This is a genomic window from Paenibacillus montanisoli (assembly GCF_003268025.1).
Taxonomy (GTDB): Bacteria; Bacillota; Bacilli; order Paenibacillales; family Paenibacillaceae; genus Paenibacillus_Z; species Paenibacillus_Z montanisoli.
In genome coordinates, this window is record NZ_QLUW01000002.1 from 1,014,623 (window position 1) to 1,037,276 (window position 22,654).

General features: G+C 48.9%; 25 protein-coding genes and 1 tRNA gene. 3 read left to right on the forward strand and 23 right to left on the reverse strand.

The features are described from left to right. Nucleotides 1-46: 46 nt before the first annotated feature. Nucleotides 47-247, reverse strand: coding sequence for a hypothetical protein (locus DL346_RS14185; protein WP_112882744.1), 201 nt, complete (start codon nucleotides 245-247; stop codon nucleotides 47-49). Nucleotides 248-419: 172 nt separating this feature from the next. Here DL346_RS14185 and DL346_RS14190 point away from each other — a divergent pair, with 172 nt between their 5' ends. After that, nucleotides 420-1,145, forward strand: a complete 726-nt coding sequence (locus DL346_RS14190; RefSeq protein ID WP_240633160.1) for an MBL fold metallo-hydrolase — start codon at nucleotides 420-422, stop codon at nucleotides 1,143-1,145. Between the two features lie 56 nt (nucleotides 1,146-1,201). Here DL346_RS14190 and DL346_RS14195 read toward each other — a convergent pair whose 3' ends face one another. Continuing rightward, the gene (locus DL346_RS14195) at nucleotides 1,202-1,471 is read right to left on the reverse strand and encodes a DUF3892 domain-containing protein (protein ID WP_240633161.1); all 270 of its coding nucleotides are present in this window, start codon (nucleotides 1,469-1,471) and stop codon (nucleotides 1,202-1,204) included. A 445-nt stretch (nucleotides 1,472-1,916) separates the two neighbouring features. Next, nucleotides 1,917-2,081, reverse strand: a complete 165-nt coding sequence (locus tag DL346_RS14200) for a hypothetical protein (RefSeq protein ID WP_240633162.1) — start codon at nucleotides 2,079-2,081, stop codon at nucleotides 1,917-1,919. 157 nt (nucleotides 2,082-2,238) lie between these two features. On the opposite strand from DL346_RS14200, the gene DL346_RS14205 reads away from it, so the two are divergent. After that, nucleotides 2,239-2,314 (forward strand) — tRNA-Val (locus DL346_RS14205). Between the two features lie 333 nt (nucleotides 2,315-2,647). Here DL346_RS14205 and DL346_RS29300 read toward each other — a convergent pair. From DL346_RS29300 to DL346_RS14220, 3 genes are all read right to left on the reverse strand, one after another. Further along, nucleotides 2,648-2,842 (reverse strand): hypothetical protein, encoded by a 195-nt coding sequence (locus DL346_RS29300; RefSeq protein ID WP_206098520.1) that lies wholly within the window; start codon nucleotides 2,840-2,842, stop codon nucleotides 2,648-2,650. Between the two features lie 91 nt (nucleotides 2,843-2,933). After that, nucleotides 2,934-3,203: a zinc ribbon domain-containing protein gene (locus DL346_RS14215; protein ID WP_112882746.1), complete on the reverse strand. Its 270-nt coding sequence runs from the start codon at nucleotides 3,201-3,203 to the stop codon at nucleotides 2,934-2,936. Between the two features lie 763 nt (nucleotides 3,204-3,966). Then, complete coding sequence (locus DL346_RS14220) at nucleotides 3,967-5,757, reverse strand: glycoside hydrolase family 36 protein (RefSeq protein WP_112882747.1); 1,791 nt, start codon at nucleotides 5,755-5,757, stop codon at nucleotides 3,967-3,969. A 143-nt stretch (nucleotides 5,758-5,900) separates the two neighbouring features. Here DL346_RS14220 and DL346_RS14225 point away from each other — a divergent pair, with 143 nt between their 5' ends. Next, nucleotides 5,901-6,812, forward strand: a complete 912-nt coding sequence (locus tag DL346_RS14225) for an AraC family transcriptional regulator (protein WP_112882748.1) — start codon at nucleotides 5,901-5,903, stop codon at nucleotides 6,810-6,812. Between the two features lie 129 nt (nucleotides 6,813-6,941). On the opposite strand, the gene DL346_RS14235 is transcribed toward DL346_RS14225, so the two are convergent. The 17 genes from DL346_RS14235 to DL346_RS29750 form a co-directional block, all read right to left on the reverse strand. Continuing rightward, entirely contained in the window at nucleotides 6,942-7,739 is a 798-nt protein-coding gene (locus DL346_RS14235; protein ID WP_112882749.1) for a class I SAM-dependent methyltransferase, read from the reverse strand. A 652-nt stretch (nucleotides 7,740-8,391) separates the two neighbouring features. After that, nucleotides 8,392-8,715, reverse strand: a complete 324-nt coding sequence (locus DL346_RS14240; protein WP_112882750.1) for a hypothetical protein — start codon at nucleotides 8,713-8,715, stop codon at nucleotides 8,392-8,394. A gap of 192 nt (nucleotides 8,716-8,907) precedes the next feature. Then, nucleotides 8,908-10,158 carry an MFS transporter gene (locus DL346_RS14245; protein ID WP_240633214.1) on the reverse strand — a complete coding sequence of 417 codons (1,251 nt, stop codon included), beginning with the start codon at nucleotides 10,156-10,158 and terminating at the stop codon, nucleotides 8,908-8,910. A gap of 335 nt (nucleotides 10,159-10,493) precedes the next feature. Continuing rightward, a complete protein-coding gene (locus tag DL346_RS14250) occupies nucleotides 10,494-10,769 on the reverse strand; it encodes a hypothetical protein (RefSeq protein WP_112882752.1) in 276 nt (91 codons plus the stop codon). Between the two features lies 1 nt (nucleotide 10,770). Beyond that, complete coding sequence (locus DL346_RS14255) at nucleotides 10,771-11,097, reverse strand: hypothetical protein (protein WP_112882753.1); 327 nt, start codon at nucleotides 11,095-11,097, stop codon at nucleotides 10,771-10,773. Further along, nucleotides 11,090-12,616: a nitrate/nitrite transporter gene (locus tag DL346_RS14260; RefSeq protein ID WP_112882754.1), complete on the reverse strand. Its 1,527-nt coding sequence runs from the start codon at nucleotides 12,614-12,616 to the stop codon at nucleotides 11,090-11,092. The genes DL346_RS14255 and DL346_RS14260 overlap by 8 nt, the downstream gene beginning before the upstream one ends. Before the next feature lie 174 nt (nucleotides 12,617-12,790). Continuing rightward, the gene (locus tag DL346_RS14270) at nucleotides 12,791-13,327 is read right to left on the reverse strand and encodes a Rieske (2Fe-2S) protein (RefSeq protein ID WP_112882756.1); all 537 of its coding nucleotides are present in this window, start codon (nucleotides 13,325-13,327) and stop codon (nucleotides 12,791-12,793) included. A gap of 20 nt (nucleotides 13,328-13,347) precedes the next feature. Then, nucleotides 13,348-13,911: a 4Fe-4S dicluster domain-containing protein gene (locus tag DL346_RS14275; RefSeq protein ID WP_112882757.1), complete on the reverse strand. Its 564-nt coding sequence runs from the start codon at nucleotides 13,909-13,911 to the stop codon at nucleotides 13,348-13,350. Continuing rightward, complete coding sequence (locus DL346_RS14280; protein WP_112882758.1) at nucleotides 13,908-16,070, reverse strand: molybdopterin oxidoreductase family protein; 2,163 nt, start codon at nucleotides 16,068-16,070, stop codon at nucleotides 13,908-13,910. The genes DL346_RS14275 and DL346_RS14280 overlap by 4 nt, the downstream gene beginning before the upstream one ends. After that, on the reverse strand, nucleotides 16,057-17,097 hold the full coding sequence (locus tag DL346_RS14285; protein ID WP_112882759.1) for a hypothetical protein: 1,041 nt from the start codon (nucleotides 17,095-17,097) through the stop codon (nucleotides 16,057-16,059). The genes DL346_RS14280 and DL346_RS14285 overlap by 14 nt, the downstream gene beginning before the upstream one ends. A 484-nt stretch (nucleotides 17,098-17,581) precedes the next feature. After that, nucleotides 17,582-17,761 (reverse strand): hypothetical protein, encoded by a 180-nt coding sequence (locus DL346_RS14290; RefSeq protein WP_112882760.1) that lies wholly within the window; start codon nucleotides 17,759-17,761, stop codon nucleotides 17,582-17,584. A gap of 146 nt (nucleotides 17,762-17,907) precedes the next feature. After that, a complete protein-coding gene (locus DL346_RS14295; protein ID WP_112882761.1) occupies nucleotides 17,908-18,975 on the reverse strand; it encodes a hypothetical protein in 1,068 nt (355 codons plus the stop codon). 481 nt (nucleotides 18,976-19,456) lie between these two features. Next, nucleotides 19,457-19,795: a c-type cytochrome gene (locus tag DL346_RS14305; RefSeq protein ID WP_112883126.1), complete on the reverse strand. Its 339-nt coding sequence runs from the start codon at nucleotides 19,793-19,795 to the stop codon at nucleotides 19,457-19,459. Nucleotides 19,796-19,871: 76 nt separating this feature from the next. Next, on the reverse strand, nucleotides 19,872-21,539 hold the full coding sequence (locus tag DL346_RS14310) for a b(o/a)3-type cytochrome-c oxidase subunit 1 (RefSeq protein WP_112882763.1): 1,668 nt from the start codon (nucleotides 21,537-21,539) through the stop codon (nucleotides 19,872-19,874). A 52-nt stretch (nucleotides 21,540-21,591) separates the two neighbouring features. Beyond that, nucleotides 21,592-22,065 (reverse strand): cytochrome c oxidase subunit II, encoded by a 474-nt coding sequence (locus DL346_RS14315; RefSeq protein ID WP_112882764.1) that lies wholly within the window; start codon nucleotides 22,063-22,065, stop codon nucleotides 21,592-21,594. A 27-nt stretch (nucleotides 22,066-22,092) separates the two neighbouring features. Next, nucleotides 22,093-22,239: a cytochrome c oxidase subunit 2A gene (locus DL346_RS14320; RefSeq protein WP_112882765.1), complete on the reverse strand. Its 147-nt coding sequence runs from the start codon at nucleotides 22,237-22,239 to the stop codon at nucleotides 22,093-22,095. Nucleotides 22,240-22,486: 247 nt separating this feature from the next. Continuing rightward, on the reverse strand, nucleotides 22,487-22,618 hold the full coding sequence (locus tag DL346_RS29750) for a hypothetical protein (RefSeq protein WP_276311550.1): 132 nt from the start codon (nucleotides 22,616-22,618) through the stop codon (nucleotides 22,487-22,489). Between the last annotated feature and the right edge of the window lie 36 nt (nucleotides 22,619-22,654).

Below are 22,654 nucleotides of genomic sequence, written 5' to 3' on the forward strand. Positions count from 1 at the left end.
TTCCTGGGAAATACTAATTGGGGAATAATCGGTTCGGTTTAATCCGTTAGACGTACGTTTTGGTCAAAATGCACGGAACGCCTTGCCCCACTGCTCCCGGCTTTCGCATGCTTTCGTAATAGCGCATTCCTCTTGCGCACGGCGTCTTGCAAACCTTGCATGTGTCTGACAGAACGAGCTTCATTACCGCCTGTTTGCGGTCAGTCGTTTTCTTCTTCTTCTTAACGGTTTTACCTTTGCCAGCCATATCGATCCCGCACCTGCCCATCTTCGCATTCCGTTCATAGCTATCGTATGTGCAGGTAGGCAAGTGTGTGCTTGGCTGTCGTTTGCTGATGAAATTTGAGAGGTTTTTCTTTCCATTCAGGAAGTGAAATGATAAATTGAAAGATATCGTACCGCTTAGGGAGGATGCCCGATTGGATATTCAAATGCTCGGAACGGGCAGCGCGTTTGCCAAAACCTATTTCAACAACAACGCGCTATTCTATACAGATCGACATACCCTATTGCTCGACTGCGGCATCACCGCGCTGCTCTCGCTGCATCAGCTTGGTAAATCCGTCAACGAGATTGACGCCCTTCTGATCAGCCATATCCATGCCGACCATATCGGCGGTTTGGAGGAGCTTGCTTTCCAAATGAAGTTTATCTTCAAGCGCAAGCTGACGCTCTACATCCATGAATCTTTAGTACGCTCCCTCTGGGAAAGCTCCTTGAAGGGCGGGCTGCTGCAGGATGAATGCGCCTCGCTGGAGGACTATTTCGATGTAAGGCCGCTGCAGACCGGTGTAAAGACCGAGCTGCTGCCCGGGTTTGCTGTCGAAGCGATCCGTACCGAACACATTCCGAATAAGCTAAGCTACTCCTTCTTGATTAACGATACCTTCTTCTATTCCGCGGATATGAGGTTCAATCCCGAGCTGCTGGATAGGCTGGTCAAAAACGGCGTACAGACGATCTTCCACGATTGCCAGCTGAAGCCGCCGGGCGCCGTGCATACGACATTAGACGAGCTGCTGTCGCTGCCGCAATCCGTTCAAGAACATGTCTGGCTGATGCACTATGATGACAGCAAAGCGGCATACGAAGGCAAGACAGGCGTCATGCGCTTTGTCGAACAACATAAACGGTATACCTTTTAATGCCATAAAATAAAAAGCCCGCTGCTCTGAACTGCAGCGGGCTTTTGTCGTTCTTATTAGAAGTTCGGCAGCTGATCCAGATTATTAGTCGGATCCCCGTCCGCATCGCCGCGAATGTAATGGCCGCCATCTTTTCCTTTAAACACATTGACTCCTGCCAGCGTGCCGTTGTTCGCTTCGGCAAGAGCTTGCTCATAATTCAGCACACGGCCTGATGAAGTCTTAAAAGCCGTTAAATCGCCATCGCCGTTTTTTTGCGTAGCCACGATCGTTTCACGCGTACCGCCGGCCTGAACGCCTTGCTGCTCCATTCCTGCATCGAACATTCTTGTAATCCTCCTTTGCGATAGTCGCCAAAGTAGGATAGCTCACCATTCGCTTAAATATACATCTGAAAGCCAAAAAAATCCGGAGTGTCCTTGTCGGACACTGCCGGATTTATGGGTTGTTTTCCTCATGAAGCGGAGGTTTATACTGGCGCGAGCTTGACGCGCCCGGTAATGCCGGTGTCAATCCCCTCGATTTATTTGGCGAGTCATAGACATCACTGAACACCGACCGCGTTGTTGGATAAACCGTTCCTATCACGCTCTCCGTTTGAACAGTTCTTTTGGCAGAGACCGTGACCGAAGCATGCTGCTGCAAGCATCCGGAGCAAATCACCAGACAACAAACAGCGCCAATCGCCCTTCTCAACTATACCACTCCCTAGAGGTTGCCATCTTGGGACTAGTATACCCGAGCCGTTTCCGATGCAAACTTGCGCCGTGTTTACCGCTTTGATTTCGCTTCCGGCGGCAGCTTCCTCCTCCAAACGAAGGCTTCATCGTAAGCAACCGAGTCATGGATCACCACTTTGGCCACACATACGCACACCGTACCGACGATACCGAACAATCCAACCAACCACACCGCCAAATGGGCAGCTTCCGCCACTAGACAACCCGCCTTTCCAAGGATAGACGCTTGAGTACACTTTATGCGGGTTTGCATGCATTTAGAATATTTTATCGTAAACCTGTTGACTTCCTTTAGATCGTCTGATATATTATTACTTGTCGCTAGCAAAACACGAAAGAGAAACACACCATATGATCTGGTAGCTCAGCTGGGAGAGCACTATCTTGACAGGGTAGGGGTCACAGGTTCGAACCCTGTCCAGATCACCATAACTTAAACGTCCAAACCCGCGGAAACGCTGGTTTTTTTCTTTTGTCTGCTGGAAGCTACACACCAGTGCCAATGCGAGTTGATGCGAATCTGATGCGAATCGTTATTTTTACTGCGTACGTAAGTATATTTTATACTTCTAAATAGGCCTTTTATCAATGACATCTATGACAAGCGCCCAACCCCTTGATACTTCTGGGATTGAGTCGTTTTTTATGTCTTAGTTGCTATGACAGGATTATGACGGTGAAATACGAAAAAGCCCTAAACCCCATGGTATCACTGGGTTGTGGGCTTTCAGCATTTTTTCATAGTACTATGACAGGATTACACTAATTTGACCCGGCAACGAACTCGATGATAAACCAGCTATCTCGTTCCCATACCTGCTCCTGCAACTTCGTAGCCATCCGCACTTCACTGTTGCTCACCGCAAAATGTACCAATGCTCCGCTCGGAAAATTCAGCAATGGTTCGGAAGGCTTGCCCTTTGGACGGGGATCGCGGTCGAATCGATACTGTTCCACAACGTACCTGCCGTACTACGCGCAATCGGTTGGCTTCATATTTCTCCTGCAGGTCCGGGTTCATCGCCAACGCGGGCAAGGTCTTTTTGTTTTAGCGCCAGCGCTCTAATTTTTTTAAAAACTTTTTTGTATACATTTTATTAAGAAAAAATTTTTCAATCCTATTCATATCTGATTCCTGAAACTTTTTTAAACTGAATGCATAAAATTCATCGAATGAGGCATCAGGATGCACCCATTCGCCGTTTTGGTAGCAATGGTGACAGTATTTCTCGGACGGTGTCCCGCCTTTTTCCGTTCCAAATTCGCCCGACTTTTTCATGGGCATTCCACAGCTTTGACACTGGTTTAGTTTTGCCATTTTCATTCCTCCTATTTTACTAAATTTTGAATTTGACTTCATCCCCATTTACCCGTTAAAACTGATTCTTCGATGCACATCTATCTTATTCCTCTTATCTAGGAAATCAAGAAAATGGTCCTTATTGGTGATTCCATTAATAAAACCTCTCCTATTTTTTATTTTGTTATCCATCTCGACTATCATATAATTTGTTCAAGTTGGTTTCTCAGTAAACTGCCCGTTCGTATTATGAGGTCAGCCAGTTTTTACTGGTTGACCTCTTTTATCTTTAGCCTAGTACCTCATCGTTCTCATAAACTCCGCGAGTAGTCGAGCAGCTGGTACATTCGCTGCCTAGCATTATTCGTCCACGCGATCGGGCTGCTTATTATGCTGTTACATCATTCAAATCGGATAAAAGAGTGTTCCAATATTCGGATTAAACGATTCCTTCGGCTTCATGTAATACACGTTTGTCGTGATAGATGACATGATAGCCGCACAACGCCAAGTTCAGGAATCGTCCAATTTCTCTCCGGCTGTCTGCCTATCGCGCTTGCAGCGTAGCGTCGATTTTGTGGTATTCGGTCGATTTGAGCCGTACCTTCATACAACGGAGGAACTAGAGAAAAAGTAAGAGTTCCAGAACGAGGTTGCCCATGATGCTCTGCATTATTTCTGCCACTAAAGTTCTCCACCCTTGAGTAAAAATGTTTACCATAACATTCGCCCACCTTCTCCTTAGAAAATGGTGGGCGAATTGCTTGTTCTTATGTGGCGATTAGTTACAAACGAGAAGCCTCGCATGATGCGGACGAAGCTCGATCGTTATTCGATCGGCATACACACCAAGCTCCTCATCCGTCCAATAATCGGTGATTGTGCAAGATTGCGGCAATGCTACTTCCACCGCAGTAGGTTCATCTTGGTCATTGAACACAGCGATTACAAGTTTATCTCCCACTTGTAATCTGCCGACCTTGAAGCTAATATCATCAAACTTCGCCGCAACGTTAGTAGGTTGGAGTAGCTTCCGCAGCGTCGATCTTGCTCGATCGGATTGCACGAGCAAGCTGTCTCCAGAGAGAACCATTCCGCCGGAGCAATAGATATGTGCGGCATGGAACCCAAATTCATCTTCTGTCAGTTTGCTTTCGGTTGGCAGGAACGATCCGTCAGGCAGTATTTGATTTTCCAGGTGATTCTCCATGTAATTATCCAGAAGCACACAATCCGGATCATTCACCCACAACTCATTATGCTGCCAATTCCGCCAAAAGTTCTCCTTCGCATTCTTTTTAAATTTACTCCAATCGTATGCGATATCATCGGTAATTCTCATGCCATGAACGACGCCGAGCGAAGGCCACATCGGTGCATTGCAGCCAAGAATGAAGCTATCTGCTCCAGCCCCTTCGAGTATAGCCTGCATCCCTTCTCGGTAAGCCTCAACCCTAGTCGTATTCGGCTTGTAGTAGGTACCTCCGTGCAGAGCGCCCCACATAGTCGCGTCTAATTTGAAGAACCTGTTGCCCCACTCTTCACGCATCGTATGGAAAACATACTTCAGATAGTTTTGCGCTCCCGGGTGCGTCCCATCCAGCATATACCATGGGCCGTTGCGCCATCCGCCGAATGAAACCGTGTCGGATGCGAGCGGACTGCCGCTTGCGTCTTTCACAAACCAATCTGGATGATTTCGGAATAGGTCGGAATCCTTCTCCGCTATGAAAGGAGCTACCCATATTGCCGGCTCCAGCCCTTTATCCAAGATGGTACGACAAAGCGCTTTCATATCTTGAAAAGCAGGACCTGGAATTAACCAATCCCCCATGTAAGTTTGGTATCCGTCATCAATGAGGACGTATTTGAGCTGCTCAGGATACTCCGCAGACATGACATCCATATTGGCTTCTACATCAGCTTCTGTGACCTCAGGTCCATACCAATACCAGGAGCACCAACCGGTCGGCACTTCCGCTGCTTCCAAGAGTGGATGATATGTACGAATGGTTTCGGCCACTTGGGCGAAGAGCTTATTATGATCTTGACCTTGTACGATTTCAAAATGCTCCAGCTCCCAGCTTTCGCCAGCCTCTATTCGCACCCCATCCGTTACAAGCACAATTTCAATCGTTCCTTGAACGAGCCTAATCTCACCGTTAAACCGATGACAGGAGGTAAAAGCCAAGAGGATAGCATCAGCATCTGCTGGGGACAGCAGGGCGAGATTATAAACGGTTTGGAAGCCTTCGGCTTGAGGGATTTTGTAATGGTCGCGATCGCTATACCCCGATATGAGGCTCACATTAGCAATTGTGCCGGCATACTGCGAGAGCTTGCTGTAGCCTTCACCGTACACAGGAGTGCTAGCATCAAATGGCAAATCGCGTTGGAACAGGACGATTTCTTTAATGCTGCAGCCTGTCTCTCCCCGGTTAATAAGCGTGGAAGCACAGCTATCCCCGCTCCAATGGCGCTGAAGCTCTAGCTGCTCAGGCGCAGCCTCTTCATTTCCGACCAACCTTACGAAAGAGCTCGCTTGCTTCAGATGAAACTTGTTGTCTGGCATTGTCCAATCCTCCACCTGTTAAGAGTACGTATTTGTAACTCATCTTACTAGAAACAAGGTGAAGCTGGCTTTGGAATATGCTATACTTTTTGCACAATTCGAGGATAAAATGACGTATATTCGCCAAAGGGGACATCAAGCAGATGGCCGATCAGATTAGACAAACCACATTCGAAGACATTCGCTCTCGTATCGTAGGCGCAGGCGTTTATCCTTTTCGTCCGCGAGAGATCGTCAATCCCCGGCTGCCATATGCGCACTCGTTTGTTTATATTAAGCGTGGCAAAGGAATCGTCACGATCGACGGAATCGAGTACCGGGCGAAACAGCACGACTTGTTCTACTTCGAGCCGGGCATCGTGCACAGTTACGCTGCTGACAACGAGGACCCGATGGTACATGCGTCGGTGTACGTGGATTTGCTCTGGAACACAAGCCCGAAGCTCAAAGGCGACACAGGTCTCAATGAGCATCGGTTTGAGAAATATGATCCTAAGCTGAGCGCAGCACGTATCGAATTTATTGCACAATCACAGCCACCCGTGCAGTGGCCGCCGGCTGTCCAAACATCCATTCCTGCTCATGCGGATTGGCTGGAAGCCTTCTTATCAGTCATCCGCCATTTCGACTCGAATGATTTTTCGACCGCCATCTTGCTTCGTTCGTTGTTCGAGACCTTCATGGTTGGATTTGTACGTTTCTTGGCTCATCCCTTTGAACCTACCGATCCTCGTATACGCCGCACCATTGCATGGATGCAAAGCCATACGACCGAGGATTTCCAGCCTGAGGTTTGGGCGAATACCTTCCATATCAGCGAAGCGTATTTGTACGAGCTGTTCCGCAAAGAAACGGGCGACAGTCCGCACCAGTACTTTATGAGCTGTCGACTTGAACAAGCAAAAACCGAGCTCCGCGAGACGAACCTTTCGGTTACAGACATCGCGGATAAGCTCGGCTTTTCCTCTGTACATTATTTTTCGAGACAGTTCTCGAAGCATCTTAACGAATCACCCAATCAGTACCGGAAGCGTGTGCGGATGCCAATTCCATGAGCCTCCATAAGATCCACACAAACGCATAGGATTATAAGCCGCTGTCTCAATATCCGTCATTCCAATGGCTCGGGTAGATCATGGAGGAAATAACGTCACCATGCTCCGAGATACGGCTGGGACGCGATTTTATTTTCGGCAGATAAAGATCAGTTCATTGTGGTCTGCGGTAGCCGGTTCGTCGCTGAAATCTCCAAAGATCTGTATGTCGCTGAAGCATGCGCGCTCAAGCATCAACACCAACTCGTTCTTCGTATAGTCATCCAACCTTTGCGTGTGAACTTCCTCCTTGATAAGGTCTCCTTCGTGCCACAGCCGGAGTCGCATCTGACGGGTGGCCACGTTCTCCAAGGGATCTGTCTCAAGTGTCCGTCCAGCTATTTCCAGCTCCATTCCGTCGGCCAGGCGCTGGTGCTCACTGGATGCGGGCCATCCCTCGGGTTCGGCCTGCCTGTACTCAGGCAACCTCGCCAGCCAAGCGGGCGGATCGTTCCATCGCGCCGTGTAGTTGAATGCGAACGTGCCGCCTGGACGTAGATGCTCATGGCAGCGCTGCATTGCCTGCATAGTCAGACGACGCTCTCCACCGAGACCAATCACTCCGCAGGCAAATATCGTCCTGTAGCGCCTGGGCAGATCCAGCTCGTGCATTGCCTGCGCATAGAGCCGGAGTGAAAGGCCTTGCTTTGCTGCTCGCTCCTGGCAGACTGCAAGCATATCCTCCGAGTAGTCGCAGCCATCCACATCCAGACCAGCCTGCAAATAGAGGAGCAACAAGCGTCCACCGCCGCAGCCCAGATCAAGCGCCGGTTGTCCGGACGTCTCGATCAGCTTCTTGTAGTACGCCGCTTCCGGACCAGCTTCCGTCCACAATTCGGCATGCGCCCGCGCGACAAGACCATAGTGCCATATTTGGGGTCGTTGCATATTTTGATGACCTCCTTCGATATTGTTGAGACTAGACCAGCGAAAGTCAACGTACACACTGATGCTACACGCCCAGGCCGTGCAGGAGCCTCGGATAATCCCGCCAGAAACTGAACGTCCTCGTCCGTCTCAAACAATCTGGTCGTATAAGTCGGCGCACCATTACGCGATAATTTGATCTTCATTCAACAAGTTAACGGCCTCCATTCGTTATGGAGGGTTACGCTAACGTCGTCCTCCGTATCGTAGCGGTTGCGATGTTCGAGTTGTCATTCATCGGAATCACCCTTTCTGAATGGATACGCCGCGTGCCGCGACAGGTTCATCATGGCATGGGCGACTTGTATCATAATAGGTAATAGTTGATTAAAATCAAAATTGTCGTACGGAATAGGGACCGTAATTAATTTTCTGCGCTATAAAAAAGGAAACTGCAATTTTACGGAGTCCGTGTTATTAAGCAGAGCTGGTCATATGATCGGCTGTCGCGTTATTTATGAGGAGCTTCCATTAAACGCCTTCCATGCTTGACAATCGTTTTTTCTTAGCAACCCCAATAACACATTTACGCCCACGCCCAGTGTTTTAATTTCAAGAATGATAAACAGCAAAAGGAGTCTAGTTCCACTAGACCCCTGCTTACTCCACGATATTATTTAGCTCCAGTATTACGAAGCGTCATTGTATTTGTGTTGGTGTTAAACTCAACTGTAATTCTTTGATCTAAAGTAAAACCGAATAAGGCTATATCGTTATTGTTAAGTCTCAACAAATTTCCGGGCGGATCATCTTCAAACGAATCCAACGTGAGGATTAATTTCTTGGAGATGCTGCCTCTTTTCACTGTTATGGATTTACCAATAGGCAAGTCGGTACCTCGCGAGGCGAACGTGGCCGCTAGGTCAAAATTAACAGAAACCTCACGCGTTTCAGTTCCGATTGATATAAGCATAGCTGTTGTTTTTGCAGTCGCCATTACATCTGTCCTCCCCGAAACAATTAAATGTGCTTGTGCCTTTTTACTGTATGCGAACGACTAACTTTGTGACACATCCCCTGGGGTACTCGATTTACAAGTCGGCTGCCCCTTCTCTGTATCCACCTATACCCTATGAAAAATGAGCAAACAAAAAAGGCATCCCTGTTCAAACAGGAACGCCTTGTTGAATCATGCCTTCCTTCTAGACCACAGGACAACCGGTATCAGAAGCAAGGACAGGAACCCTCCAGCCAAGGAGAGTGTCGAATAGCTGGAATGCGCCACCACCATGCCGGACAATGCACCTCCTGATGCCCCGGCGAGAGCGATTAGAACATCCACCGTTCCTTGTGTCTTGGCGCGTGTCTCAGGCGTCGTGGCATCGACGATCGTTGCTGTTCCACTGATAAGGCCGAAATTCCACCCAAGCCCAAGCAGCGCCAGCGCAAGTACGAGAAGTACCATGGAGTCACCTGGTGCGAATGCAGCGAGTAGCCCAGCTAAGAGCAACGTCACACCGGAGGCATAGGACATTGGCTTTCGGCCGTACTTATCGACGAGAATGCCTGTGAGCAGAGAAGGTAGATACATGGCGGCAACATGAATTCCGATCACCATACCAACCTCTCCGAGCCCATGGCCGTGATGCTTCATATGAATAGGTGTCATGGTCATAATGCCAATCATCACAATCTGAGTTAACACCATCACCGATGCCCCGACCATGATCCCCCGTCTATTTACACTCGCTTCCAGAATATGTGATTGCGCTGTGCTTCTCTGGCTATCTTGTGCACGTTGCGCGTCTGCAATAGCTTTGGCCACGAATAATGGATCCGGTCGCAGGAAGATGAGCAATACGAATCCAGCCAATAAATAGGCAACAGTCGCCAGCATGAATGGGCCGGATAACGCAGGAGCTCCCAATGAAGTCGCAATCCGACCAGTAAAATTCACGAGATTCGGTCCGGCAACCGCGCCAAATGTCGTGAAGACCATGGCCGTACTTATCGATTTGGCCCGCTGTGTTGGGAGCGCGAGATCCGTACCGGCATATCTGGCTTGCAAGTTGGTAGCCGTACCTGCTCCATAGACTAGCAATGAAACGAAGAGAAGCGCGATACTATTGAAGACAGCTGCCAGAACAACACCTGCAGCACCAATTCCGCCTGTTAAAAAACCCGCAGCAAGTCCCGCACGACGCCCTGAACGTTGAGACAGACGGCCGACGATGAGCGCAGCGGCAGCGGATCCTAATGTAAATAGTGCAGTCGGAACACCAGCATAGCTGTCTGTTCCGAGCATATCCCGTGCCAGCAGCGCCCCTACCGTGATCCCTGCCGCCAATCCCGCTCCGCCAAACATCTGAGAAGCAATGACGATGATCATCGTTCTTCTGTACAGCTGACGCTGTTTCTCAGGGGAATTCACGTATGGCATCAGTGATTCCCCTCTGCCAGCTATTTGTTTGATAATCAATTCAGTTTGGTTCGACATGTATCTCTCCCCCTATTCTGTAACCCATGGACGGAATTTGTATAGCGTTCATCATTTTCACTGCGCTTGAAATCACAAAAAAGCCTCGTCGAAGATATATAACCGTTCAACTAGGCATCTGATTAATATAATGTATTTATCCACTCCAAAATGCAACTAAAAGTAAAACAGGCATGTACCTCTCGAAAGAACAAAGAACGTGGGAGAGGAAGTACATACCTGTTTGCGTTTGTCATGCTGCTTATGAGAACTGTGTCTTTGGAAATCTAGTTCATATCTTAAACAAGGATGGCTCTGTAAATTAGCTTAGAGCGTTCATCGACGGATTCGAACGTATTGCTGAGCAATTGCGTGTTCGGCTCCAAGAACAACGGAACTGACAAAAATTGATTCTCATTCAGGTAAAAGCACAATTCTTTCCTATTGTTTGCATATTTAACCTGATGAAGAGTGATAAGCTTCGGCGGTGCAAGCGGATCAAGATCGAGCTGGTCTTCGATCCGGATCTCCACCAAACGGCCGATCCACCCGGCCAGCGCTTCTTCCCAGTCCATATCAGATGCTCACCTTCCTTTTCAGACGGCAGCTGCCTGCGTCTTCCTTAGGAGTAACAGTAAGCTGATACCCGGATAACCAATCCCAGCAATCCGACTCCATTTTACCTTCCAGGCGACTAATCACTTCCGCTTCTGTCGTTAGCGGTGTTAATCCGTTCGCCTCGACCACGATAATGGAAAGTTCGTCTTCCTTTCTTCCATAGGCGTGCCACTTAGCTCCAGAGCCTAACACTCTTGACATTTCTAGCTGAACTTCGCTCAACAGCCTCTCATTGTCGTCGTTATCATGTATGAAAACAAGATTAAGCTCGTACTCGCTAGGCATTCTGTCCACTTCCGATCCATTTCTCACGCTGCTTCGTAATATCACTGAATAGAGCGGCGTAATGAACAACTTCTCCCGTTTCATTGCGAACCGCGCTGATCGTCAGCCATTCAGCATAAATTTCGCCGTTTTTCTTACGGTTCCAAATTTGACCTTGCCAAAACCCGATTTCCTTGATTTCTCTCCACATCTGTTTGTAAAAATTCGAATCTTGTATACCCGACTTCAGTATACTCGGATTTTTCCCGATCACTTCTTCTTCGGTATAGCCGGTCAGCCTCGAGAATGAGGTGTTGACACGCATGATTCTACCCTTCAAATCTGTAATGATGATGCCTTCCCTCGTATAATCGATGACACGCTGTGCCAAGCTTAGCTTCTCTTGATAGAACAAGAAGAAAACAAGGATCATGCTAGCGAGCGCTACTAACGCTAGCGCCATGAAGCCGATTGCGTAATGACCGGTGATGTTGAACAGCATCGTTAGCATGAGCGGCGGGAAAAATCCGCCCAAGCCGCCAAACGCGGAAATTAGACCGTTGGCGATACCTGCTTGTTTCGTAAAGTACAGCGGTACCAGCTTGAAAATCGTTCCGTTCCCCGTGCCTGCGCAGAAGGCTATCGTTAAGCAGCCTACTGTATACCAGGTCATATCCGGAGCGAAAGATAAAATGATTGCCGCGATCGTCAAACCGGTAAACACAACCATCAAAATTTTAAACGGATTGAACTTGTCGCCAAGCCATCCGCCGACAGGCCGCATTGCGGTTGCCAGCAGGATGAAACCGCCGACGCGCATACCTGCATCTACTTTGCTCAGTTCGAAATGAGAAACGAGGAAGTTCGGCAGATAGACGGTAAACGCGACGAACGAGCCAAACGTGATAAAGTAAAACAAACAAAGCAGCCATAGCTTGCTGTTTCGGTAAACGTCTTTGATTTGCTTGCCGAGCGGCGTGTTTACCTTAGGCTCGTTCTTGTCTCCAAGGAGGAAGCTAAGAGCAGCCATCACGACCAACAGAATGCTGTAGATGAGCACCGTTTTCGACCAACCGATCTGATTCGCCACCACTGGCGCACCGAACGTAGATACCGCTGTACCCAAGTTGCCAATCCCGTAAATGCCGTTAACGAAGCCGTGGCGTTCTTTCGGATAGTATTTCGGCAACGATGTAACTCCGACTGAGAACACCGCACCTCCGATGCCAAGGAAAAATCCGCCGATAATCAAATCCTGGAACGAATCCGCTTGGCTGAGCCAGAACACCGGAGCCAGCGCTAGTATGAAGCTAATGGTGAACAGCTTTCTCGCGCCGAACCGGTTCGTCCAGTAGCCGATGGGCACTCTCAAGACGGAGCCGAGCAGCACCGGAATAGCCGTAACCAATGTCAACTGACCTGACGTCATTTTAATTTCGTCTTTAATGTACGGCATGAGCGAAGATAAGATAACCCATACCGCGAATCCGAGAACTAGACTTATTGTTTGCAGCGGCAGCTGTCTGCTTTTAACGTTCATACGCAATCACGTTCCTTTCTGTAAATCCATATTGCGATTGGGAACAGAACGATATTACATACGGCAAAGATAAGAACTTCGCGGAACTTGTCATAGAAAAAAGCGTTCACTGCCAGCTGTGTACATACGATGTTTAAGAACAAGACAACGCTAAGCCCGATAACTCCTCTCCAGCTACGTTTCATATCGCTTCACTCCCGTGGCGAAGACGGCGCCGCTATCCGTCTTGAGTAAAATTTCCGGCAGTGGGCGTTTCGGCGGGCCAGCCGTCGGCTTTCCTGTATGCACGTCGAAAATGCCGTGATGGCAAGGACATAACAGCTCGCCATCCTCCTTGCTCCAAAACACCGGGCACTTCAGATGCGTGCAGGCGTTCTGGTACGCTTTATACTCGTTTTCGCCCAGCCGGACGAGCAGCGCGGAATCGTGCTCTCCAGGATAAGCGAATTCAATGGCATCGCCGACATTAAGGCTGGCAGCATCGGCAATCTTTTTCGGATCGTACGTTTTCTTCTTTATGCCGGTCAATTCGTTAAAAGCAATCGTACCCCAAGGCAGCGTCGAGACGGCGAACACGCCAGCCGCGCCAACCATCATCTTCATGAAACTGCGACGATCGAGCTTTCGTTCGCCGGCTTTTTCGATATTATGCGTATAATTATCTTCGGAAAACGGGATGCTCCCATTCTTTCCTCTCTGCTCCCGATCCATACGGCTCATTCCTCTCTTCATCAAAACAGTTTCTGACTGCCTTGCAAAATGCCAGGGAGACTGACCTTCACGTTCGTCTCCCCTTCAAGCGGATCGAACAGTTCGCGACTAGCTGTCCATTTGCCCAACTGATGTTGTGCCTTCTTGGCCGCGAGCTCATCCTCCGTCACCCATTGCAGTGTGTTCGTCGGACATACCGATGCGCACATTGGCGGGATGCCATCTTTGGTACGGTCGTAGCACAGATCGCATTTGTACATCAGATTCTGCTCTTCATCGAACTTCGGAATGCCGTAAGGACAAGCGATTGTGCAGTTTTGGCAGCCGATGCATTTTTCAACGAGCGCCGATAAGACCGCGCCTTCCGGCGTCACTTGGATCGCCTGCGCAGGACAGCTTCTCGCACACGCCGGATTGACGCAGTGCAGACACATAAGCGGGATCGTCTGGCGATTCACGAGCGGGTTAACGTCGTACACGTAGTTGCGATTGCGCTGGTCGTGTCCGCCGCATTGCGTACATGCCGCCAAGCAGCTTCTGCAGCCGATACAGTTGTCCATCTCGATATACAGATGTCTTTTCATTGTCCGGCCTCCAGTTTCTCAATTTGGGCAGCGGATACTTTAAACTCCGGCATTTTCGATATCGGATCAAGCGCCGGGATCGTAAGTAAGTTAATCGAAAGCTCATGCCCAAAATGATAAGGTACGAATACGGTATCTTTGCGAATCGCTTCGGTAATCTTCACTTTAAAAATCGCTGCGCCGCGGCGTGTGTACAGCCTGACATAGTTATCGTGCGCGATGCCGTACTTCTGCGCTGCCTCAGGGTGAACTTCTACGAACGGCTCCGGACACATCGCATGCAAGAACGGAATCCGTCTCGTCTGGTTGCCGGATAAATAGTGATAGACAACGCGCCCCGTCGTCAGCCGCAGCGGGAATTTCTCGTCTGGCAGCTCTGCTGACGGTCTGTATGGAATCGCGCATAGCAGCGCTTTGCCGTCAGGGTGATAAAATTTCTTATCTAGGAACATATGCGGAGTTCCAGGATCTTCCTCGCTGCGGCAAGGCCAGAACACGCCGTTTTGCCGCTCGATTTTGTCCCAAGTCGCGCCATAGTAATCCGCATAGCCGCCTTTGCTCGCTAACCGGAACTCATTCGCCACATCCGCCGCCGTCTTCAGATGACGGAAGTATTGACCGCGTCCCATAAGCTCCATCAGTTCGACTTGTATTTGCCAATCCGGCTTCGATTCGCCTACAGGCTCTTGTGCTTTGTTGATTTTAATAATCCGGCCTTCCAGGTTCGTAACGGTACCTTCGTCCTCCGACCACGAAGTAGTCGGCAGCACGACATCGGCGAACTCTGCGGATTCGGACAAGTACAAATCCGCGCAAACCATAAAGTCTAGTCCTTTAAGCGACGCACGCACATAGTTCTGGTTTGGCGCCGATACAGCAGGATTCGAACAAAGCAAGTACAGTCCGCGAATCGTCTTTGCCTGCATCAATTCAAACATCTCATATGCGGATACACCAGGCTGCGGCATTTCCTCCGGCGTGATTCCCCACACCTTGCATACTTCTTCAACGTGCTTTGGATTCGTGATCTTCCGATAGCCAGGCAGCGCATCGGCTTTCTGTCCGTGCTCCCGGCCGCCTTGGCCATTGCCTTGACCGGTGAAAGTCGCGACACCCGCCTTCGGTCGGCCGATTTTGCCAGTGACGAGAGCCATGTTCGTATAAGCTGATACGTTGTCTGTTCCTTTCATTTGCTGCTCGATGCCGCGTGCGAACATGACGATCGCATTCGGCGCCTTGCCGTATATTTCTGCCGCTCGAATGAGCTTCTCGGGAGCGACTCCCGTTATCTCGCTTGTGTATTCGGGCGTAAATGCCTTTACGACTTCGACGAGCTCATCGAATCCGTTCGTATGATCGTTAACGAACGCCTTGTTGGCATAGCCGTTCTGGATGAGCAAGTTAACCATGCAATTGGCGAGCGCCAAGTCGGTTCCAGGACGCAAATCAAGATGAACGTCCGCCCGGCGGGCAATCGGCGTCTCGCGCGGATCAACGACGATCAGGTAACCGCCCCTGTTCTGCACTTCCCATACCCGGAACATCGACGTCGGATGGCATTCTGCCGTATTGCTGCCAGCGATAAACAAGCAATCCGTCTCATGAAGATCTGTCCAAGGCAATGTGGAGCCTCTATCAACCCCGAACGTTCTCATAAACCCTGCGGCTGCACTCGACATGCAGAATCGTCCGTTATAATCGATATATCTCGTCTGCAAGCCTACCCTTGCGAATTTTCCGGTTAAGTAACATTTCTCGTTGGTCATCGATACGCCGCTGAATACGGACAGCGAATCTTTGCCATAAGTCTGTTGAAGCTCTTGAAACTTACGGGCGATCAGGCTGTAAGCTTCCTCCCAGCTCGCTTCGCGGAAACCTTCCTTCGTTCCTTTGTATGAAGCGTTATCGCGAATGAGCGGGAGAAGCAGGCGATCATTGTGATTCGTTTGCTGATACGCCGTCACGCCTTTCGGGCACATTTTGCCGAGCGTGACCGGCCAATCGTATCGCGGTTCTACGCCGATGATTTTATTCGTAGACGTATCCACTCTCAGGTTCATGCCGCACTGCATGCCGCAATAGGAACAATGCGTCGGGACAAGCGTTTCGTTCGGGTGCGTCTTATTAGCAATCTCTTTGAAAAACTTATCCTTTGGCATTCTGATTAGCCTCCTTGGCTTTAATCAAATGGGTTGGTACGCCCGAAAACTTGGACATCCGGTATTTGCGGCGGCAAGGCAAGCAAAGCTCCGCCAGATGGAAACCTTCCTCCATCTTAAAGTTGATATCGTTCTGTTTGAGCACTTCGATAACGTCAGTCGACTGCTCCGCGGATACGAACGGCGTTCCGCACACTTTGCACGGTTTCATCTCCTTCTCCCCATAATGCTCACGGTAGTTGCGAGCAAATACGCTAAGAGGCCGGAAAGGAATGTGTGCGAGCTTCCCGAATGGCAAATAGATGAGCGTAAGGATGACGGACCATTGATGGATCAGCGTAATGACCGGATGACCCCAGCCGCCTAGTACAATGTTGGAAACCGTCAGCATCAGACCAGTGATACTAATGAATAAGAGCATATAGAGTGGCAGCAAATCGTAGACGAATGTTTGCTCCGCTCGAGCTTGCATGTTGCCGATCCGGCGATACAAAGCCATGCTGACTCCGGCGATGACCATGAAGGCGGTAATGTTAAGTGCGTTAAAGAACAAGAACGCCAATATGCCTTCGGCGTCGATCTTCATGAGGTTGATACCGAATAATACAACCGTGTAGTATCCATTATCTTCCATCGTAAAATACATCCAGCCGAACACGAGCGGGAACGTTACGAATGCGGAGAGAATGCATCCCCAACCGATCAGAATATGCTGCGCCCAGCGGTACCAGCCGCGCTTCCAGATGAAGCGATACGTGACGAGATGCTCCGTTGTCGTTTTAGGCGAGCTTTTGCGAAACAGGAGCTTGATGCCTTTTTTAATGATAAGTTTGGTAGGCGGGCGTTCCCCCCAGGCGATGAACCGATAGAAAAAACCGCAAATGAACACGAACGTTCCTACCATGTAACCGTACAGTGCCAAGTCGATATGTGTAAAAAATCTCGATCCTACGTACATCAGGATCAGCAGGCCGCAAACCGTTATGAATACAGATTTAGCAAACTTGGAGGCAAATGCACTACCCATAGCTGATTCTCCTTTACTTGCTGATATATAAACTAGTAAAACATCTCGACGAGAAATGTTGTGTGACTAATATCACAAAAAAAAAGCTAATTACCGAATAAATATTGATAATTAGTTCACATTCGATATGGTGGTTTTCAGGTTTGGCAGAAATGGGAGCTCACCGGATGAATGGTACCGAAGCTCCAGTATCACTGTGATTCTTGGTCACCAAGTGTTGGGACATCTGTTAGCCTCCTCCCGCTTATTTTAATTTACTTGAAGGTCAAGCTCTGTATGATCTTTGTATAAATCAAGTGAACGCCGGCGCCTTCGGTGAGTTGTTCCTCTTACTAACGATTACGGCACAGCGCGCATGTTCGGTCTCTCAAAACACAAAAAAGCCGCGATTTACGCGGCTCTTAATGATCTTATGTTCTTGTCATCCGACACCGCATTTTCAGCGGATTTTTTCGGAGGCGATGAGAAAAAATGTCTATGTTTCTTAAGTGGCCAGACTTCGTTTTTTACTAATGCTTTTCAACTCAAAATCCTCTTTGGAAATACCTATGTCTGAGGCCAACTTCTTCTTGATCACCATAGCCTGCTGCAAACTGGTTGCTCGATATTCAATCGTAGTGCCGGTTGGATCTTCGAATGAGTAGTAGCTCTTTTTATTGGACATAACGATGCACCTCTCTTTGCTTACAATAACAACATTATGTCCCTGATTCTGGATTATAAACACGAAGTCAATGTAACTTGTCGAACAACAAATCGCATCGTAACGTGTTTATTGAATTGTACTCATTAGCGCAATCCATCAGGAAATCATCTATAACGGACAGCCGTAAGCACTGCCTCTTCGTCCGATGATTTTCCATACACGATCCAATGTTCAGAAATTAAAGGATTAATCTGCGGCCCGTCTCCCGTCACTAATGCTTCGGTTCCCTTTTCCAGATCAGCAATGTATATGTCTGAATTGTGTGGGCCCGGTCCTACATCGTGCGTGGATGAACCATTTCGTTCATCCATCCAAGCGACGACATGACCGCTAATGACTGGAGTTCTTTGATTCGCGTCCGAATCGGTTACTTGATGCGTTCTTCTAGTAACCGTGTCATGGACGAAAACATCGCCAGTGTATGAACCGTTAAAAACCTCCCACGTTATGAGGATGCCCGATACTTGCGGCCGACCTTCCCTGTAGTCTTCTGTCGCAATCGAAACCGTTTCTCCGGTTTCGATGCGGTATAAATAAATGTCCGTATTGTTCTCCGGCACATTCTCGCCTGCTCGTAGCCCCCGATCCGATACACGACTCCCATTCTCCCAAACGACATTTCCAGCATCAATGTCCTGATTCGTATGACCCCCATTCCCCGATGTAATCGTCTTCTGTTCACCTGTCTCAATATTGAACAAGACGATCTGCCAATTAGATGGGTACTCTTTAATTGCATCGCTAGCATTATCCATCCAAACGACATACTTTCCCCAAATCTTGGGATTAATCTGTGCAGATGGGTCCGTTGTCAGTTGACGCTCCTCTCCCGTGGACAGATCGTAGAGAAAGATATCTGCATTTGAGACATCAAAACTGCCCAGTTCTCCGATTGGAGTCTCCTCATTCCGCAAGTCCGACCAAACCACGAAGGTGCCCGAAATGTCGAAGCCCGCATCATGCTTGACCGAGATCGATGCCAGTTGTTTATTCGCGACTAGGTCGGTTACTGTCAATCCGGCCTTGCCTCTGGTGACCAGCCGGTCCCCGTCAAGCGCCCCTTGCCAGCCGACTAGCTCGTGCTCCTCCAGCGGTTGAAATGGATCACTTTTAGTAGCTTCGGATTCGGATAGCTTCTTAGTATCTTTTCTGGATTCTAAATCGACAGGCATTGATGCCGGCCTCGACCCGCATCCGCTTAATAACAGCGCCAGTACTAGCACGGCGCTTATAGTAATGAAGTATCTATAGCTCGTATGAAAGCCCCCTCGCAATATCGTTATCCAATTAGACGATGAAGACAACTGGATGGTTGCATTTCTAAAAAGGCTTAACTGAGGAGCTTAATGTACTATGTTTCGACCGATTGTCCGTACCTTCATAACATACAATTGATTTACTGCGCTATAAAAAGGACCCCGCAATTTTACGGAGTCCGTTTTAAAAGGCAGCCGACCATACGACTGACAAGGCAGCATTATTCTTTATATGTGCAACCGAAGCTGCAGTTTCAGGCGGTCTTGGTCTTTCCGGAGTACCGCGGTGTATTTGGAGACTTGTACTCGAAGGTGTCCCTTCATTTATAGTAATCTACCTTAAGGCACCCCGTAATTGAGTGCCTTTTTTGCAGAAGTATCTCACCGAAAGATGCATTTACTTCTTAGCTGCGAGCCAATCCGCCAATGCCGTAATTTCGGTGTCCGTAAGCTTGCCCTTGAACGCCATCATGCCTCCGCCGCCGTTAGAAATCTGGTTAAAGATCTTATCCTTGGACAAACTGCCGCCGACATGCTGCAAGTTCGTCTTCCCGCCCATCTTGCCCTCCAGATCAGTCCCGTGGCATGAAACGCAATTTTGTTTATAGATGGTTTCGGCTTGAGCCGTTTCGCCGCCCGCCTCTGTTGTCGGCGTTGGAGACGGAGTGGTCGTGTTGCTTTTCCCGCAAGCAGACAGCATTGCGATCACTAAGATACACAGACAAAGAAACCCCATTTTTTTCACTTCGCACACCTCCCTACATATGGTCAATTTATTTTTTGCAACTGGCCGTTTCCTCATACATCCGTCATTACCAAGTTCGGAACCCCGCCGATCCCGGCGGCGAATGTTGAAGCATAGACATGACCGGAATCGTATAGGCAATCAGTGTCAGAATGATTGTGAGTATGACCCAAACGCTCCACCGTTCATAGATTGCAGGCGGATTGTGTCCGGTATCGCGCACTTCCCCAATCGGGAAGTCCACATGCTCCTCGGTTCTAGGCGCAAAAAACCACAAGTAAATCGCGATATACAAAAACATCAGCACACCAATGAACAAAAACACGCTCCCTATGCCCATCAGTGTCCGATACGGAGCCCACGTCGACACGATCGGGTGATCCATATAGGTCGTGTAAGCGGTTCTTCGCGGCTCGCCTAACAACCCGACGATGTGCATCGGAATGGACATAAAGATCATGCCGAGCGCCCAAATAATCGTGTGCGCGATGCCAAGACGATTCGCGAAAGGCGTTACTTTCCGGCCGGTCAGGGAAGGAAAAAGCGTGTAGCTGATGGCAAAGAAGGTCAGCGCCACCGTAGAAGCTACAGTTAAGTGAAAATGACCGGTGATCCACAGCGTATTATGCACCACCTGATCCAGCTGGTAGCTAGCATTGACGATGCCTCCCGCCCCGGCAGGTATGAAGATGATCATCCCGACAAAAGCGGCAAAAAACCGGGCATCATGAAAAGGAAGCTTGCGGAAAAAGCCGAATCTGCCTTTTGCGCCTTTCTCCCTGCCGGCAAGCTCAAAGGTCGCCAACATCGAAAAAGCGGTCATTAGCGATGGGATGACGACAATCATCGTTAACACGACCTGCAAAAACTTCCAGAATGCCGCGATTCCCGGCTCCATCAGCTGATGGTGAAACCCGACGGGAATCGAATAAAGAATAAACAACACGAACGTCAACCGCGGCAATGAGGCACTGAATATTTTGCCTCCGATAATTTTCGGTACGTTTACGTACCAGTAAATATAAGCCGGCAGCAGCCAGAAATATACAAGCGGATGTCCGAAATACCAGAATAGCGTCCGGCTAAGCTCCACGTTTATCCGATCTACCCAGCCAAGCGACCATGGGATCAGCTGAAATACGACTTCTATCGCAACGCCCACCGTACAGATTAGCCACAGCACCATCGTCGCGACTGACATATATGCGAATAATGGCGACGGTTCCCCTTTGTTCGCGCGTTTCCATTTGCCGTATGCTGCGAAAATCGCAATGCCGCTAAGCCAGCTGCCGACGATCACCAATGCCATTCCGATGTAAAAGAGAGGATCAGCCTGCAGCGGGGCGTAGAACGTATACAGCACGCTTGCATCGTTGCTTAGTATTTTGATCGCCGCCAAAATCGTGCCGATCACCATTAAATAATAACCCCACCAGGCTGTATTGCGAGGACCGCTATGCATGCTGCCTCCCAGCGTTCTCGCTACCCCCGCATAAAGAAACCCGATGATAAAAAACGTAGTGAAAATCAGCGCCATCATCACCCCGTGTATGGTGAGCAGCTGGTAATATTCGAGAGATGCCGGCAGCTCGATATATCCGGTCCGCTGCAGCCCTTGCAGCAACCCGGCAATGGCTCCGATGAAGATCGCTACGAATGAAACGCCTATATGGGAAAGGATGAGCTTGCGATCTTTTGGATCAAACATAAACCTTTCTTCGCTTTGCTGAGACATGACGCGTTAACCCTCCTATTCGCCTTAGCGTATACGCTCTTGACGGGCATCGTTATTGAACGACCAATTTGCCCATCATCATGTGGTGTCCGATTCCGCAGTATTCGTGGCACAACATAGCGTAGTCGCCGCTCTTCTTAAACGTGTACTCGAATTCGGTGACATGGCCCGGAACGACCATTATATTCACATTGGTGTTTGGAATCAGGAGACCGTGAACGACGTCCGGACTCGTGATTTCAAAATGAACTTTAGCCCCCCGCGGGATGGCGATCTCCCCGGGCGTGAATGCAAACGCTTCGGCAATCATCGAGGCCTTGTATTCGTTCGGTCCGATTTGCGTCAAAGCCGGCTTATCGAAGGGTGCCGTCGTTTTCACCTGCTCCGGTACGATCGTATGCATATGTCCCGGCGGATTCAGACCGAGACCGCACGCCATAACCCCGAGGATGATTAAAAATACGACCAACGAGCCTGTTCCAAGTAGAAGCCATATCCTTTCTAATCGGGGCAAATGATCAATCATCTGTAAAACCCCTCCATTTGATTAAATTTATTGTCTGCACAGATACAGGGCAAAAATAACGATCCATAGAACAACGATGAACCCTCCAATCAATAGTACCGAAGCAAAGGTTCCTTTCAGCTGCTCATTCTCTCCAACGTCTTTTCGGGCTTCCTGCCGGGTGCGATTTGCCATCTTCGGGCGTCCCCTCCTGTCGCTTCATTCCTACACTGCTATATTTTTCTATTATTACTGAAAAAATACGTAAGGAAAGAAGCCATCCCAATTTGAGATAGCTTTGTCATATGTGTACGTTTTCGTATCATCAGAATGCAAAAAAGAGACCCTCGAAAGAGTCTCCATTGATTTCATATTTAATTTCAACTCATTTCCCCCACGTTTTCATCGTCTTTTGAATACATACATTATTCCTCACCACCAATCAATGTTTGACCAGTCGGATCGGATGTGTTTTATCGATTATTCCCATATTAAATGCGCCTTTTACTAGAATACCCAATACAGCGATCACTACAACGTTAAATCCCATCAGCATGAACATAACTACTTCCATTTTTATCGCTCCTTCATGTTTCCGTTTGAGTTCTGT

Bases quoted from the DNA above. Each gene is read 5' to 3' on its own strand.
- DL346_RS14185 (WP_112882744.1), bottom strand. From the start codon at position 247: ATGGCTGGCAAAGGTAAAACCGTTAAGAAGAAGAAGAAAACGACTGAC.
- DL346_RS14195 (WP_240633161.1), bottom strand. From the start codon at position 1,471: ATGTTCGATGCAGGAATGGAGCAGCAAGGCGTTCAGGCCGGCGGTACG.
- DL346_RS14215 (WP_112882746.1), bottom strand. From the start codon at position 3,203: ATGGCAAAACTAAACCAGTGTCAAAGCTGTGGAATGCCCATGAAAAAG.
- DL346_RS14220 (WP_112882747.1), bottom strand. From the start codon at position 5,757: ATGCCAGACAACAAGTTTCATCTGAAGCAAGCGAGCTCTTTCGTAAGG.
- DL346_RS14225 (WP_112882748.1), top strand. From the start codon at position 5,901: ATGGCCGATCAGATTAGACAAACCACATTCGAAGACATTCGCTCTCGT.
- DL346_RS14235 (WP_112882749.1), bottom strand. From the start codon at position 7,739: ATGCAACGACCCCAAATATGGCACTATGGTCTTGTCGCGCGGGCGCAT.
- DL346_RS14240 (WP_112882750.1), bottom strand. From the start codon at position 8,715: ATGGCGACTGCAAAAACAACAGCTATGCTTATATCAATCGGAACTGAA.
- DL346_RS14245 (WP_240633214.1), bottom strand. From the start codon at position 10,158: ATGCCATACGTGAATTCCCCTGAGAAACAGCGTCAGCTGTACAGAAGA.
- DL346_RS14250 (WP_112882752.1), bottom strand. From the start codon at position 10,769: ATGGACTGGGAAGAAGCGCTGGCCGGGTGGATCGGCCGTTTGGTGGAG.
- DL346_RS14255 (WP_112882753.1), bottom strand. From the start codon at position 11,097: ATGCCTAGCGAGTACGAGCTTAATCTTGTTTTCATACATGATAACGAC.
- DL346_RS14260 (WP_112882754.1), bottom strand. From the start codon at position 12,616: ATGAACGTTAAAAGCAGACAGCTGCCGCTGCAAACAATAAGTCTAGTT.
- DL346_RS14270 (WP_112882756.1), bottom strand. From the start codon at position 13,327: ATGGATCGGGAGCAGAGAGGAAAGAATGGGAGCATCCCGTTTTCCGAA.
- DL346_RS14275 (WP_112882757.1), bottom strand. From the start codon at position 13,911: ATGAAAAGACATCTGTATATCGAGATGGACAACTGTATCGGCTGCAGA.
- DL346_RS14280 (WP_112882758.1), bottom strand. From the start codon at position 16,070: ATGCCAAAGGATAAGTTTTTCAAAGAGATTGCTAATAAGACGCACCCG.
- DL346_RS14285 (WP_112882759.1), bottom strand. From the start codon at position 17,097: ATGGGTAGTGCATTTGCCTCCAAGTTTGCTAAATCTGTATTCATAACG.
- DL346_RS14290 (WP_112882760.1), bottom strand. From the start codon at position 17,761: ATGTCCAATAAAAAGAGCTACTACTCATTCGAAGATCCAACCGGCACT.
- DL346_RS14295 (WP_112882761.1), bottom strand. From the start codon at position 18,975: ATGCCTGTCGATTTAGAATCCAGAAAAGATACTAAGAAGCTATCCGAA.
- DL346_RS14305 (WP_112883126.1), bottom strand. From the start codon at position 19,795: ATGGGGTTTCTTTGTCTGTGTATCTTAGTGATCGCAATGCTGTCTGCT.
- DL346_RS14310 (WP_112882763.1), bottom strand. From the start codon at position 21,539: ATGTCTCAGCAAAGCGAAGAAAGGTTTATGTTTGATCCAAAAGATCGC.
- DL346_RS14315 (WP_112882764.1), bottom strand. From the start codon at position 22,065: ATGATTGATCATTTGCCCCGATTAGAAAGGATATGGCTTCTACTTGGA.
- DL346_RS14320 (WP_112882765.1), bottom strand. From the start codon at position 22,239: ATGGCAAATCGCACCCGGCAGGAAGCCCGAAAAGACGTTGGAGAGAAT.
- DL346_RS29750 (WP_276311550.1), bottom strand. From the start codon at position 22,618: ATGGAAGTAGTTATGTTCATGCTGATGGGATTTAACGTTGTAGTGATC.